At 70.1% G+C, this 14,193-nt stretch carries 11 protein-coding genes; 8 read left to right on the forward strand and 3 right to left on the reverse strand.

What is annotated here, in order from left to right:
* The first annotated feature begins 139 nt into the window (after nucleotides 1–139).
* The 5 genes from OO69_RS44200 (at nucleotide 140) to OO69_RS44215 (ending at nucleotide 5,729) form a co-directional block, all read left to right on the forward strand.
* Nucleotides 140–1,504: a phosphomannomutase/phosphoglucomutase gene (locus OO69_RS44200; RefSeq protein WP_033286655.1), complete on the forward strand. Its 1,365-nt coding sequence runs from the start codon at nucleotides 140–142 to the stop codon at nucleotides 1,502–1,504.
* 519 nt (nucleotides 1,505–2,023) lie between these two features.
* Nucleotides 2,024–2,194, forward strand: coding sequence for a Trm112 family protein (locus tag OO69_RS50935; RefSeq protein WP_019072213.1), 171 nt, complete (start codon nucleotides 2,024–2,026; stop codon nucleotides 2,192–2,194).
* Between the two features lie 31 nt (nucleotides 2,195–2,225).
* The gene (locus OO69_RS44205; protein WP_033286656.1) at nucleotides 2,226–3,353 is read left to right on the forward strand and encodes an SIS domain-containing protein; all 1,128 of its coding nucleotides are present in this window, start codon (nucleotides 2,226–2,228) and stop codon (nucleotides 3,351–3,353) included.
* A gap of 96 nt (nucleotides 3,354–3,449) precedes the next feature.
* A complete protein-coding gene (gene manA / locus OO69_RS44210) occupies nucleotides 3,450–4,601 on the forward strand; it encodes a mannose-6-phosphate isomerase, class I (protein ID WP_033286657.1) in 1,152 nt (383 codons plus the stop codon).
* Between the two features lie 147 nt (nucleotides 4,602–4,748).
* Nucleotides 4,749–5,729 carry a cation diffusion facilitator family transporter gene (locus tag OO69_RS44215; RefSeq protein ID WP_033286658.1) on the forward strand — a complete coding sequence of 327 codons (981 nt, stop codon included), beginning with the start codon at nucleotides 4,749–4,751 and terminating at the stop codon, nucleotides 5,727–5,729.
* 61 nt (nucleotides 5,730–5,790) lie between these two features.
* On the opposite strand, the gene lepB is transcribed toward OO69_RS44215, so the two are convergent.
* Together lepB and OO69_RS44225 are read right to left on the reverse strand one after the other, a co-directional pair.
* Complete coding sequence (gene lepB / locus OO69_RS44220; RefSeq protein ID WP_078652853.1) at nucleotides 5,791–6,468, reverse strand: signal peptidase I; 678 nt, start codon at nucleotides 6,466–6,468, stop codon at nucleotides 5,791–5,793.
* A 100-nt stretch (nucleotides 6,469–6,568) separates the two neighbouring features.
* Nucleotides 6,569–8,866: a fructose-specific PTS transporter subunit EIIC gene (locus OO69_RS44225; RefSeq protein ID WP_033286659.1), complete on the reverse strand. Its 2,298-nt coding sequence runs from the start codon at nucleotides 8,864–8,866 to the stop codon at nucleotides 6,569–6,571.
* Between the two features lie 470 nt (nucleotides 8,867–9,336).
* Between OO69_RS44225 and ahcY the strand changes: the two genes are divergently transcribed.
* Complete coding sequence (gene ahcY / locus OO69_RS44230) at nucleotides 9,337–10,794, forward strand: adenosylhomocysteinase (protein WP_033286660.1); 1,458 nt, start codon at nucleotides 9,337–9,339, stop codon at nucleotides 10,792–10,794.
* A 177-nt stretch (nucleotides 10,795–10,971) separates the two neighbouring features.
* Nucleotides 10,972–11,586, forward strand: coding sequence for a hypothetical protein (locus tag OO69_RS44235; protein ID WP_033286661.1), 615 nt, complete (start codon nucleotides 10,972–10,974; stop codon nucleotides 11,584–11,586).
* A 32-nt stretch (nucleotides 11,587–11,618) separates the two neighbouring features.
* Here OO69_RS44235 and OO69_RS44240 read toward each other — a convergent pair whose 3' ends face one another.
* The gene (locus OO69_RS44240) at nucleotides 11,619–12,647 is read right to left on the reverse strand and encodes an RDD family protein (RefSeq protein ID WP_033286662.1); all 1,029 of its coding nucleotides are present in this window, start codon (nucleotides 12,645–12,647) and stop codon (nucleotides 11,619–11,621) included.
* A 128-nt stretch (nucleotides 12,648–12,775) separates the two neighbouring features.
* Here OO69_RS44240 and OO69_RS44245 point away from each other — a divergent pair, with 128 nt between their 5' ends.
* Nucleotides 12,776–13,783 carry a stage II sporulation protein M gene (locus OO69_RS44245; RefSeq protein WP_033286663.1) on the forward strand — a complete coding sequence of 336 codons (1,008 nt, stop codon included), beginning with the start codon at nucleotides 12,776–12,778 and terminating at the stop codon, nucleotides 13,781–13,783.
* Nucleotides 13,784–14,193: the final 410 nt, after the last annotated feature.

Genomic DNA, 14,193 nt, shown 5'->3' on the forward strand with positions numbered 1-14,193 from the left:
CCCAACCACCCTGTGCCGCCAAGGCAGATGCCGCCCTGAGCTGAGGTAACGGTGTGTGGACGGCTCGGTTGCCGCACGTCGCACGGCGGCCCTGGCGGGTAGTTTGAGGCGACCGATGGAACTTTCTGGAGGGTTGGCCGTGTCTGCTGATCTGTCGCAGCTCGTGAAGGCGTACGACGTACGGGGCGTCGTCCCGGACCAGTGGGACGAGTCGTTGGCCGAGCTGTTCGGAGCGGCCTTCGTCCAAGTGACCGGCGCGAGCGCGATCGTGACCGGACATGACATGCGGCCCTCGTCCCCGGGCCTGTCCGCGGCCTTCGCGCGCGGGGCGGCGGCGCGCGGCGTCGACGTGACCGAGATCGGCCTGTGCTCCACGGACCAGCTGTACTACGCGTCGGGCGCGTTCGACCTCCCCGGTGCCATGTTCACGGCCTCGCACAACCCGGCGAAGTACAACGGCATCAAGATGTGCCGGGCGGGCGCGGCCCCCGTGGGCCAGGACACCGGCCTCGCGGAGATCCGCCAACTCGTCGAGTCCTGGCTGGACTCGGGCGCGCCGGAGGTCTCCGGACCGACGGGAACGATCACGCAGCGGGACACGTTGGAGGACTACGCGGCGCACCTCCGCGGCCTCGTCGACCTGACCTCCATCCGCCCCCTGAAGGTCGTCGTCGACGCGGGCAACGGCATGGGCGGCCACACCGTCCCGACGGTGTTCGCCGGCCTGCCGCTCACCCTGGTCCCGATGTACTTCGAGCTGGACGGCACGTTCCCGAACCACGAGGCCAACCCGCTCGACCCGGCCAACATCGTCGACCTCCAGGCGCGCCTCCGCGAGGAGGGCGCCGACCTCGGCATCGCCTTCGACGGCGACGCCGACCGCTGCTTCGTGGTCGACGAGAACGGCGACCCGGTCTCCCCGTCCGCGATCACCGCCCTGGTGGCCTCCCGCGAGCTGGCGAGGAACGGCGGCAAGGGCGTGATCATCCACAACCTGATCACCTCCTGGTCGGTCCCCGAGGTCGTCAAGGAGAACGGCGGCACACCGGTACGCACGCGCGTGGGCCACTCCTTCATCAAGGCCGAGATGGCGAAGGCCGGCGCGATCTTCGGCGGCGAGCACTCCGCGCACTACTACTTCAAGGACTTCTGGAACGCCGACACGGGCATGCTGGCCGCCCTCCACGTCCTCGCCGCCCTGGGTGGCCAGGACGGCCCCCTCTCCGCCCTCGTGGCCCAGTACGACCGCTACGTGGGCTCCGGCGAGATCAACTCCGCGGTCGACGACCAACAGGCCCGCCTCGCGGCGATCCGCACCGCCTACGAGAACCAGACCGACCTCACCCTCGACGAACTCGACGGCCTCACCGTCTCCTCCGCCGACTGGTGGTTCAACGTCCGCCCGTCCAACACGGAACCGCTCCTGCGGCTCAACGCAGAGGCACGGGACGAGGCGACGATGGGGAAGGTGCGGGACGAGGTGCTGGGGATCATCAGGGGGTGACGGGCTTGGGCTGACGGTTCGTCTCGATGCCGGTCCGACCCATCTGGAGGGGCCGCACCTTCCGTGTGGGTCGGCATCCTCGGCCGGTGCGGTGCCCGAGGCCGACTGCGCTGTCCCGCCCCCACCGGAGGGGGTGCGCCTCTGCGGCGCCGACCGGCATTTTCGGCTTGCCACGCGCCGGAGGCGGAGTTCACCGTCCCGAACTCCCACCCCGGAGGGGGCGCGCCTTTGCAACGCAGGCCCGCATTTTCAAGCCGTCCGCCTTCAGGAGCCGAGTAAGCCGTCCCGACCCCCCACCCACCCCGGAGGGGGCCGAACCTCTCCAACACAGGCCGCCATCCTCAGCCCGTCCGGCGTTTGAGGACGAGGCCGTTCAGGCCGAAGGGGGGTCTGGGGGCCCAGCCCCCAGGGACGTCGGCCCCAACCCCGGCAAGCCTTCTCAAGCGGCGGTACCCTGACCAGGCACATCCGCCCAAGCGTCGCAGACAAGTCGCAGACACCCCCTCGGAGGGACACCCCATGCCGCTCGAAGCCGGCCTCCTGGAGATCCTGGCCTGCCCGGCCTGCCACGCCCCCCTCAAGGAGCAGGACACCGAGCTGATCTGCACCGGCGAGGACTGCGGCCTGGCCTACCCCGTCCGGGACGGCATCCCCGTACTGCTCGTCGACGAGGCCCGCCACCCCGCGTAACCGACGACGACGCGATCGGAGGCCGCCGCCCATGCTCGACGAATCGCTGCTCGACACCCCGGAGGCACTGGCCGAGGCCGACCGCCGAGCCCTGCTCCGCGGTGCCGCCGAAGCCGGAGCCCGGGTGCGCACAGCCGCCCGGCACGCCGCCGAGGCCGGCGTCCACGACCTGAAACCGGACGGCCGCCCCCGCGCCATCCTGATCGCCGGCCCCGGCGCCGCCGCCACCTGCGTAGCCGACCTGCTCGGCACCCTCGCCGGCGCCAGCAGCCCCGTCACCCGACTGGCACCCACCGGCGTAGCCCCTGCGGCCGGCGCCCTGCGGTGGGAACTCCCGGGCTGGGCGGGCTCCGTGGACCTCCTGCTGATCACCACCCCGGACGGCACCGAACCCGGCCTGTCCCTCCTCGCCGAGCAGGCCTACCGCCGTGGCTGCACCGTCGTGGCCGTGGCACCGGCCCGCAGCCCCCTCACCGAGGCGGTGGACGGCGCCCACGGCCTCTTCGTACCGATGGCGACCGCGCCGTACGAGCACGACGAGCCCCTGGCCGCCTCCGCCCCCGGAGTCCTCTGGGCGCTGCTCACCCCGCTGCTCGCGATCCTGGACCGCACAGGCCTGCTCAGCGCGCCTCCGGAGGCCCTGGAGAAGGTCGCCGACCGGCTCGACCAGGTCGCCGAGCGCTGCGGGCCCGCCGTCGCGACGTACAGCAATCCCGCGAAGACCCTGGCCTCCGAACTCGCCGACTCGCTCCCGGTGATCTGGACGGAGGGCACGTCGGCCGGTCCGGCGGGCCGCCGGTTCGCCGCCGCGCTCGCGGAGTTGGCCGGCCGCCCCGCGCTCGTCTCCGAACTCCCCGAGGCGCTCGCCGAGCACAACGCGCTGCTGGCCGGCCCGCTCGCCGCGAGCGCCGACCCCGACGACTTCTTCAGGGACCGCGTCGAGGAGGCACCCGCGCTGCACGCACGCGTGGTGCTGCTCCGGGACCGCCCGATCGGCGGCCTCACGGCCGCGCCGACCGCCCGTGACCTGGCCCTCAGCCACGACACGCCGATCAGCGAGCTGGAGCCGGAGGAAGGCGGCGAGTTGGAGACCCTCGCGGAGCTGATCGCCATGACGGATTTCGCCGCCGTTTACCTGGCGCTCGCCTCGGGCGCCTGATCTTGTCGTCGAAGCCCTGAGCCGCCGTACACCGTCGTACGTGGCGCGAATCCACGTCGTACCCAAGTCGTACGCAGAGAGAACCGGTAGACCCGCATGGACCGCCTCGACAACACGATCCGCCCCTACGCCTGGGGTTCGACGACCGCCATCCCGAAGTTGCTCGGCGTCGAGCCCAGCGGCGAGCCGCAGGCGGAGATGTGGATGGGCGCGCACCCGGGCGCACCCTCGCGCACCGCGCGCGGGACGCTGGTCGAGGTCGTCGAGGCGTCTCCGGAGCGGGAGTTGGGGGAGAAGGCGGTCGCGAAGTTCGGCCCCCGCCTGCCCTTCCTGCTGAAGATCCTCGCGGCCGGGGCCCCGCTCTCCCTCCAGGTGCACCCCAACCTGGAGCAGGCGAAGGAGGGTTACGCCGACGAGGAGCGCCGGGGCATCCCCGTGGACGCCCCGCACCGCAACTACAAGGACGCCAATCACAAGCCCGAACTGATCTGCGCGCTCACGGAGTTCGACGGCCTGTGCGGCTTCCGCGACCCGCTGCACGCCGCCGACCTGCTCGCCGGCCTCGGCGTCGACTCCCTGAAGCCGTACGTCGACCTCCTGCACGCACACCCGGAGGAAGCCGCCCTGCGCGAGGTCCTCACGGCGATCCTCACCGCCGACCCCGAGGAGATGCGCCACACGGTCACCGCGGCGGCGACCGCCTGCACGCGCCTGGGTGGCGACTACGCGCCCTACGCCGACATCGCGCACCACTACCCGGGCGACCCCGGTGTCATCGCGGCCATGCTCCTGAACCACGTCCGGCTCCAGCCCGGCGAGGCCCTGTTCCTCGGCGCCGGCATCCCGCACGCCTACCTCAACGGCCTCGGCGTCGAGATCATGGCCAACTCCGACAACGTCCTGCGCTGCGGCCTCACCCCCAAGCACGTCGACGTCCCCGAACTCCTCCGCATCGTCCGCTTCGAGGCGAGCGACCCCGGAGTGCTGCGCCCCGAGGCGTCCCCGGACGGGGAGGAGGTCTACGAGACCCCCATCGACGAGTTCCGGCTGTCCCGGTACGTCCTCCCGGAGGGCACCGGCGCCCACGACCTCACCCTCGACACCCCGCAGATCCTGCTCTGCACGGCCGGCGCGGTGAAGACGGGCGAGTTCGAACTGGCGCCCGGCCAGTCGGTGTTCGTCCCGGCGGGAGACACGGCCGAGGTGTCCGGCGTCGGCACGGTCTTCCGAGCCACTGTGATCGTATGACCGGGCCTGTGGATACCTGACGCGCCGTCGTCGGGCAGGGCTGCAAGAATGGCCCACCGGCAAAGGACGGGCAAAGACGGTCGGACGGCCCATCAGCGGGCAGACGTCCGGCGTAGACGTACGAAGGCGAAGGGACACCGCGAACACATGAGCGCGTCAGGCGGCACCAAGGCGATCGTGGCGGCACTCGGCGCCAACCTCGCGATCGCGGCATCGAAGTTCGTCGCGTTCGCCTTCAGCGGCTCGTCCTCGATGCTCGCCGAGGGCGTCCACTCCCTCGCCGACTCCGGCAACCAGGCCCTGCTCCTGATCGGCGGCAAGAAGGCCCAGCGCGAGGCCACCCCGCAGCACCCCTTCGGCTACGGCCGCGAGCGGTACATCTACGCCTTCCTCGTCTCCATCGTCCTCTTCTCCGTCGGCGGCATGTTCGCCGTCTACGAGGGCTACGAGAAGATCAGGCACCCGCACGAACTGGAGCACTGGTACTGGCCGGTGGGCGTCCTGATCTTCGCGATCATCGCCGAGGGCTTCTCGTTCCGCACGGCCATCAAGGAGTCGAACGAACTGCGCGGCACGCACTCCTGGTCGCAGTTCATCCGCCGCGCCAAGGCCCCCGAGCTGCCGGTCGTGCTCCTGGAGGACTTCGGCGCGCTCATCGGCCTGGTCCTCGCCCTCGGCGGCGTCGGCATGGCCCTGCTCACCGGCGACGGCGTCTGGGACGGCATCGGCACCCTCTGCATCGGCATCCTGCTCATCCTGATCGCCCTGGTCCTCGCCGCCGAGACCAAGTCGCTCCTGCTCGGCGAGTCCGCCGGCATCGAGGACGTCAAGAAGATCGAGACCGCGATCGTCGACGGCCACACGGTCACCGGCATCATCCACATGCGCACGCTCCATCTCGGCCCCGAGGAACTGCTCGTCGCCGCCAAGATCGCCGTCCAGCACGACGACACGGCCACCGAGGTCGCCACCGCGATCAACGCCGCCGAGTCCCGTATCCGCGAAGCCGTCCCGATCGCCCGCGTGATCTACCTCGAACCCGACATCTACAGCGAGTCCGAAGCAACGAAGGGCGCGGACCGCGAGGCGACTCCGGGAGGCCCGGCCCAGCACCCCGCCGAACACTGACCCCCTCCGCCGCAACGACAGCGGGGCCCGCCGAGACGTCCGACAGGCCCCGCGGCTCCAACTAGCCCTGCTGAACGGACCAGGGCGCCACCGGCACCGCCCGCTGCCGACGCCGTACGACGAACGCGGCGATCCCCAGGCCGATCCCGACCACGGCGAGCACGACCCCGCCGATGACGGCACCCCCGATACCGGAGGCGACCGTACGGTCGCCTGTCACCCGGCCCCGGACGGCGGAGTCGGCCACCGTGCCGTCGTGGTCGCTCGCGAAGAGACGCGAGTCCCTCGAGTTCGCCCGGTTGTCACCGAGCAGGAACAGCCGGCCCTTCGGGACCGTCACGTCGTACGTCTTGTGCAGGCCGTCGACGTCACCCTGCTTGACGTAGGGCTCCGCCAGCGGCTTGCCGTTCACGGTGATCCGCGCGGCCGTACCCGAACCCGTGCAGCACACCACGCGGTCGCCGCCCACCCCGACGACCCGCTGCATCACGCTCGCGCTGAACCCGTAGCGGTCCGGCGCCGAGAACAGCACGACGTCACCGCGGTGCACCTCGCCGCCGCCGACCTGCTCGTAGATGATCCGGTCGCCCGGCTCGTACGTCGGCGCCATGCTCTCGCTGCTGATGGTGGAACTCCCGTAGGAATTCAGTGCGTACGCGAGCGCGCCGACCGCCAGCACCACCCCCAGCAGCCCCACCACGACAGCCGCGACCCCAAGTCCCCGCCCCTTGCCCGACATCGTTTCCCTCCCCGTGCGGCACTTCCGCGGGCGCGAGGGTAGCGGGTCTCTGTGAACGGTCTGTGCGGGACCGCGACAACTGCGGGCCCGCACAGACCGGCTAACCGACCTCGCTCAGCACACCGAGCACCGCCGACTCGTCCCCGGCCGCCGACAGCCGCTCCCGGAACCCGGCATCCATCAACTTCCGTGACAGCAGCGCCAGAATCCGCAGATGCTCATCACCCGCGGCCGCCTCCGGCACGGCGATCATGAACACCAGCCGGGCCTTCGTACCGTCCAGGGAGCCCCACTCGACCCCCTCCGCCGACCGCGCGAACCCGACCACCGGCGCACTCACCGCATCCGTCTTGGCATGCGGAATCGCGATCTCCTCCCCGAGCCCGGTCGTCCCCTGCGCCTCCCGCCGCAACGCGGTCGCCACCAACTCCTCGACGTCCACGACCTTCCCGGTCCGCGCCAACAACCCGGCCATCTCCCGGATCACGGCCTCCTTGCCGTCAGCGTCGAGCCGCACCTTGACGGTCTGCTCGGTGAGGTAGCCGGAGAGGACTTCGGGGGGAACTTCAGGGAGAGCCTCGGGGAGAATTCCGGGGCGGATCTCCGGGTCGGGGCTCGTGGCGGGGGAGCCGGAACCAGGGGCGCCTTCGGCGTTGGCCGAACCGGTGTTGGCCAAGTCGGCATCGGCCGAACCGGATTTGGTCAGGCCAGCGTTGGCCGAGCCGTTGTCGGCCAAGCCCGAGTTGGCCGAGCCGGCGTCGGCCGTGGCCTCAACGGCAGCCGCATCACCCGCACTTGACCCGGCCGACCCGACCACACCGCCCGCCGCCGTGCCCCCACGCGAAGCCCGCTCCGCTACGACGGCCCCGGCGCCCGGCGCTCCGACCCCGACCAACGCAAGCTCGGGTTCCTCCGCGAGGACCCCGTGCCCGACGAGCTCCCCGCGCCGCTTCCGCTCGCTCACGTCGACCAGTGCGACCGTCGTCACCGCGGTGACCGCCGTACCGATCGCCACCGCCACGAAGAACATCGGTACGCCGCTCACCGCGCCCAGCACCGCCACGATCGGCCCGCCGTGCGGCACCGCGTCCTTCACCCCGGCGAGCCCGGCGACCGCACCGGCCACCGCGCCGCCCAGCATGTTGGCGGGGATGACCTGCGCCGGCCGTGCCGCCGCGAACGGGATCGCGCCCTCGGAGATGCCGAAGCAACCCATGAACAGCGAGGCCAGACCGGTCTCCCGCTCCTGCTCGGTGTAGAGGCGCTGCCGTATCAACGTGGCCAGGCCCTGGCCGAGCGGCATCACCGGGATCGCGGCCGCGCACATGCCCATGACGGCCTGGTTGCCGGTCGCGATGAGCCCCGCGCCGAACAGGAACGCCGTCTTGTTGACCGGCCCACCCATGTCGAACGCGATCATCAGCCCCAGGATCGTGCCGAGCAGGATCGCGCTGGTGCCGGTCATCCCGCCGAGCCAGCTGGTGAGGTGCTCGAACACCCAGGAGATCGGCTTCCCGATCACGTTGATGAAGAACAGCCCGAGCGCCGTCGTCGCCACGATCGGGATCACGATGATCGGCATGATCGGTTGCACGAACTTCGGGACCTGGACCTTCTTGATCCACAGCACCAGATACCCGGCGAGGAACCCGGTCACGATCGCCCCGATGAACCCGGCGCCGGCCTTCGAGTCGTACAGCGAACCGGTGTTGGCGATCCAGCCGCCGATCATGCCGGGCACGAGCGCGGGCCGGTCGCCGATCGCGTAGGCGATGTAGCCGGACAGGATCGGCACCATCAGCGTGAAACCGATCACGCCGATGTTGTTCACGTCCATCCAGAAGGAGTCCTTCGGGATGACCAGACCGCCCGAGGGGTCTGGATGGCCGCCGAGCGACAGCGAGATCGCGATCAGCAGCCCGCCGACCACGACGAACGGGATCATGTAACTGACCCCGTTCATCAGCGCCTTGTACGCGACGCTCCGCTCCCTGCCGCCCGGCGCCGCCGTCGCCGCGGCCGCACCGCCCGCCGTGTGCACGGGCGCCGACCGCACCTGCTCGATCAGCCGCTCGGGATGCCGGATGCCCTCGGCGACCCCGACCACGAGGACCCGCTTGCCGACGAAACGGCTCAGGTCCACGTCCTTGTCCGCAGCGACGATCACGCCGTCGGCCGTGCTGACATCGTTGTCATTCAGGACGTTTTCAGCCCCGATGGAACCCTGCGTCTCCACCTTCATGTCGATGCCGCGGCTCTCGGCGGCCTGGGCGAGTTTCTCCGCCGCCATGTACGTGTGGGCGATGCCGGTCGGGCACGCGGTCACCGCGAGCAGCCTCAACCGCTGCCGCTCGCCTTCGCCGCCGCCCGTGGGGGGAGGGCCGGCCGTAGTCGTCACGTCGTTCTCCTAACACCTTCGTCGCACGGAACGCCGTCCCGGACGTCCCGCAAGATCGATCAGAGGCTCCTGATCTCCGTGCATCCTGCAACATCCGACGCCCGACTCAAAGACGCGGAAGTCCCTGGTCGCCGTCGTCCGCTCCCCTCCGCCCACCACTCGCGGGCACCTTGTCGCTGCTCCCCCGGAAACCCGGTCCGACACCGGACACCCGCCGGAGTTCGGCCGGATCCGTCCCGAGGTGGGCTGGGGGCGGCCGGGTCCACCGGTGTAGCTTGGGTGGGAGCCAGACGTCGCTGCTGATGGCGGTCGGGCGGTCCCGACGCGGACCGACCGAGGGAGAGAGGGCCTCCGACGGACTGCGCTGCGCGTACGCGGGCATTCCTGTGCCCTCCTTCGGGCACCCCTGTGTCCGCCGCCGCGCAGACCAGCCGTATCCACCAGGCCCCAACCTCGAGGAGCACCTCTCCATGACGACTGTCGACAACCGACAGGACTTCAAGGTCGCCGATCTCTCCCTGGCCGAGTTCGGCCGCAAGGAGATCACCCTCGCCGAGCACGAGATGCCCGGCCTGATGTCGATCCGCCGCGAGTTCGCCGCCAGCCAGCCGCTGGCCGGCGCCCGGATCATGGGCTCGCTGCACATGACCGTGCAGACCGCCGTCCTCATCGAGACCCTGGTCGCCCTCGGCGCCGAGGTCCGCTGGGTGTCCTGCAACATCTTCTCCACCCAGGACCACGCGGCCGCCGCCATCGCCGTCGGCCCGAACGGCACGCCCGAGAACCCCCGGGGCATCCCGGTCTTCGCCTGGAAGGGCGAGACGCTGGAGGAGTACTGGTGGTGCACGGAGCAGGCGCTGACCTGGCCGAACACCCCCACCGGCGGCCCGAACATGATCCTGGACGACGGCGGCGACGCCACGATGCTCGTCCACAAGGGCGTCGAGTACGAGAAGGACGGCAAGGTCCCCTCCCTCGACACCGCCGAGTCCGACGAGCACCGCGTCGTCCTCCAGGTCCTGCAGCGCACCATCTCCGAGGGCTCGCAGAAGTGGACCCAGCTCGCCTCGGAGATCCGCGGCGTGACCGAGGAGACCACGACCGGCGTGCACCGTCTCTACGAGATGCACCGTGACGGCACCCTCCTGTTCCCGGCGATCAACGTGAACGACGCCGTCACCAAGTCGAAGTTCGACAACAAGTACGGCTGCCGCCACTCCCTGATCGACGGGATCAACCGCGCCACCGACGTCCTCATCGGCGGCAAGACCGCGGTCGTCCTCGGCTACGGCGACGTGGGCAAGGGCTGCGCGGAGTCCCTGCGCGGACAGGGCGCCCGCGTGATCGTCACCGAGATCGACCCGATCTGCGCGCTGCAGGCGGCGATGGACGGCTACCAGGTCACGACGCTGGACGAGGTCGTCGACAAGGCCGACATCTTCGTCACCACGACCGGCAACAAGGACATCATCATGGCCGCGGACATGGCCAGGATGAAGCACCAGGCGATCGTCGGCAACATCGGTCACTTCGACAACGAGATCGACATGGCCGGCCTGGCGAAGATCCCGGGCATCGTCAAGGACGAGGTCAAGCCGCAGGTCCACACCTGGAAGTTCCCCGACGGCAAGGTCCTCATCGTGCTGTCCGAGGGCCGCCTGCTGAACCTGGGCAACGCCACCGGCCACCCCTCGTTCGTGATGTCCAACTCGTTCGCGGACCAGACCCTGGCCCAGATCGAGCTGTTCACCAAGCCCGAGGAGTACCCGACCGACGTCTACGTGCTGCCCAAGCACCTCGACGAGAAGGTCGCCCGCCTCCACCTGGACGCGCTCGGCGTGAAGCTGACCACGCTCAGCCCGGAGCAGGCGGCGTACATCGGCGTCGAGGTCGAGGGCCCGTACAAGTCGGACCACTACCGCTACTGATCCGGCGACCCCGCTGGCTGTGACCCCGCCCGCTGTGACCGCGTCCGTGCACTGACGCGGCCTCAGCGGCAGGTACTCACCAGCAGATCCTCCGAGGCAGGCCCCCGCACCCCCGTGCCGGGGGCCTGCCCCTTTGGTTCCGTCGGCCGGACCGGCCCGTCAAGACCCAGGACCCCGATGCCCCGCGGCCGTTATTCGCTCCACGATCCGCACGATCACACCCCCTTCGCTGACGAACACTTCCACTGCGCCCCCGGCCCGTCCGGCTGGCGTTATGTCTCCCAACTCACCACCCCCTCGGGCGACCACAGCGGTTCAGTCGACCTCACGCTCGACGAACTCGGCCGCCCCATCCGGCTGGAACTCCACGCCGCGAGCTGGCAGGTGCGCGGCGCCGCGCTCGACGGCGTCACCTGGGTCCGTACCGACCCCACCGGCACCGATGCCACCGAAGGCAATGTGCGCGCCCACGCCTTCACCGGCACTTCCCCCGCGTTCCTCATCGCCACCACCCGTCTCCTGCGCCTCACCCCTTCCTCCTCCGCGACCCGCGTCCGCCTGGTCAGCCTCACGGAACCGGTCCTCGCCCCCCGCACCGTGGACCAGTCCTGGGCCTTGCTGAAAAGAGAAACACACGGCACTGACAACGGCCCTCTGACCGTGGACGAATACCAGGTCACAGCCCTGGACACGGGCGAGCAGCACGCCGTGCACATCGCCGGAGACGTGGTCCTCGCGGCCCCCGGCATCGAGCTGGAGGAACTGGAGTCGCCGCCGTCGGTCTTCGGCTGAGCGGCGGCGTTGCGGGGAGGCGGCGAGGAGAGTCAGGCGGGCGGCGCGAACCCGGTGGAGGGCTTAGGGGCGGCGGGCGCTGCGCTGGGCGGCGCTGGGGGCTGGGTACCGGGCGTGACGGGATTGGCTTCTGTGCCACCTGCGGCCGGAACAGGGGGAGCAGCAGTGGCCGGCCAAGAGGCAGGTGCAGGCGCGGGAGCGGAGCCGTACGGCTGCTGAGGAGCCGGCGACGGCTGGAGCGCCGAGTTGCCGAAGGCACCAGGCATACCCGCTCCAGGCCTGAACCTGCCAGCCGGTACGCCCCCGACCGCGCCGTTCCCGAAGGCCCGCCGCACATCCCGGGCCTGGCGCTCCTGCACCACCGCCGCCAGATACGCGGCCGACGGAACACCCTGCGGAATCGGAGCCCCCGTACGGGCCACGAGGTCCGCGGCGAGCCGCTCGGCCATGGTCCAGCCGACCTGCGGATCCAGCTGCTGCATACGCGTCAGGTACTGCCGGATGGCCAGCCACAACCCGTCGGGAACGGCGGACAGATCAAGCTCGGCGAAACGTCCCGTCAGCCAAGGCGGCGGAGGAGGCACAAAGGCCGTCTGCCCGGCGGAGACCCTTTCCCGTACGACCAGGGTGCCCGCGAACACGTCCCCGAGCCGCCGACCGCGTGCCGAGACGAGCGAGGCGATACAGGCGACGACACCGACCGTCATCAGGATCTCGACGACACCGATCGCACCCCGCACGAGCGCGTGCCGGAACCGGATCGGCCCGCCGTCGTCCCGCACCACGCGCAGGCCGAACGCCAGCTTCCCGAGCGAACGCCCATGACTCAGGGTCTCCACCGCTATGGGCCCGCCCACCAGGATCAGCACAAAGGCCGCGATCGACATCGCGACCTGCGCCGCAACGTCCAAAGAGGCAGTGGAGAACATCAGCGCCACGGTGACAGCGGTGTAGGCGGCGATGGCCACGATCAGATCGAGCAACACCGCCAGCGCCCTGCTGGGCAGCCTCGCGGGGCGCAACTCCAGCGCCACCGCCTCGCCCGTCACCAGCTCACTCACGTCTGCCGCCCTTCCCCTGCTCTGCCCCTGGAACAGCCAGTCTGCCAAGCTGAGGGCACATCGCGCCCCAGTACGACAAGCTGATCCCCGACCAGCAGTCGATGAGCAGCCGAGGAGCAGGCAACCAGATGGACCTCGACGTCTTCGTCTCGGCCCACCGCGCCGAGTGGGACCGCCTCGACGCGCTGCTCCGCCGCCAACGGCGACTCAACGGCGCGGAGGCCGACGAACTGGTCGCTCTGTACCAGCGCACGGCCACCCATCTCTCCCTGATCCAGTCCAGCGCCCCGGACCCTCAACTCACCGGTCGGCTCAGCCAACTCGTGGCACGCGCGCGTAGTGCGGTGACAGGAACCCGTCGTGCCTCCTGGCGCGATGTCACGCGCTTCCTGGGGCACAGTTTTCCGGCCGCCGTCTACAGAGCACGTCACTGGTGGGTCCCCACCGCGTTGCTGTCGACGGTGGTCGCGATCCTCCTGGGGTGGTGGATAGGCACCCATCCCGAAGTGCAGTCCTCGATCGCGGCCCCGAGCCAACTGCGCGAACTGACCCGCCCCGGTGGCGAGTACGAGACCTACTACTCCAGCCATCCGGCGGCGGCCTTCGCGGCGCAGGTCTGGACGAACAACGCCAAGGCCGCCGCGATGTGCCTGGTCCTGGGCGTCTTCCTGGGCCTGCCGGTTCTCTGGATCCTCTTCGAGAACATGCTCAACCTGGGCGTGGGCATCGGCCTGATGTCGTCGGCGGGTCGGCTCGACACGTTCCTCGGCCTGATCCTCCCGCACGGCCTGCTCGAACTCACGGCGGTCTTCGTCGCGGCCGGCACGGGGATGCGCCTCGGCTGGACCCTCATCGACCCCGGCCCACGCTCACGCCGCACAGCCCTGGCCGAAGAAGGCCGAGCAGCCGTGGGCATGGCCATCGGCCTGGCCCTGGTCCTGTTCGTCTCCGGCGCCATCGAAGGCTTCGTCACCCCGTCAGGCCTCCCTACTTGGGCCCGCATCGGCATCGGCATCGTCGCCGAAGGGGCCTTCCTGACGTACGTCTACGTCCTGGGCGGTCGTGCCGTTCGCGCCGGTGAGACGGGCGACGTCGAGGCGGCCGAACGCAGCTCCTCCGTCCCCACCGCGGCCTGATGTGCGGGCACTCCCGCTGAACTGCTAGTCTCCTCTTCGCCCCACAGGAGCCGTTGACACGGACCAGTCGGGGAGGTAGATTCGAACAGTTGCCTAGAACTGGATCTGATCCGGTCGGCGACAGTGAGTGTCTGTCTGCTTCTAGAAGCGTCGATGGAAACCTCGATTTCAAAGAAGCCACACTCCCGATGAACTCGGAAAAGAGCGGCCGGTAAGTCCGGCCCCGAACTTCTGATAAAGTCGGAACCGCCGGAAAGGGAAACGCGGAAGCGGAAACCTGGAAAGCACCGAGGAAATCGGAACCGGAAACGGTCTGATAGAGTCTCCGCCTGACTGTTCCGCTCTCGTGTGTGTGGTCCCGATTACGGGAAAACATTCACGGAGAGTTTGATCCTGGCTCAGGACGAACG

It is taken from the genome of Streptomyces sp. NRRL F-525 (assembly GCF_000716605.1).
Classification (GTDB): domain Bacteria; phylum Actinomycetota; class Actinomycetes; order Streptomycetales; family Streptomycetaceae; genus Streptomyces.

Coding starts and splice junctions, on each gene's coding strand:
- OO69_RS50935 (WP_019072213.1), top strand. CDS start 2,024: ATGCCGCTCGAAGCCGGCCTCCTGGAGATCCTGGCCTGCCCGGCCTGC.
- OO69_RS44205 (WP_033286656.1), top strand. CDS start 2,226: ATGCTCGACGAATCGCTGCTCGACACCCCGGAGGCACTGGCCGAGGCC.
- manA (WP_033286657.1), top strand. CDS start 3,450: ATGGACCGCCTCGACAACACGATCCGCCCCTACGCCTGGGGTTCGACG.
- OO69_RS44215 (WP_033286658.1), top strand. CDS start 4,749: ATGAGCGCGTCAGGCGGCACCAAGGCGATCGTGGCGGCACTCGGCGCC.
- lepB (WP_078652853.1), bottom strand. CDS start 6,468: ATGTCGGGCAAGGGGCGGGGACTTGGGGTCGCGGCTGTCGTGGTGGGG.
- ahcY (WP_033286660.1), top strand. CDS start 9,337: ATGACGACTGTCGACAACCGACAGGACTTCAAGGTCGCCGATCTCTCC.
- OO69_RS44235 (WP_033286661.1), top strand. CDS start 10,972: ATGCCCCGCGGCCGTTATTCGCTCCACGATCCGCACGATCACACCCCC.
- OO69_RS44245 (WP_033286663.1), top strand. CDS start 12,776: ATGGACCTCGACGTCTTCGTCTCGGCCCACCGCGCCGAGTGGGACCGC.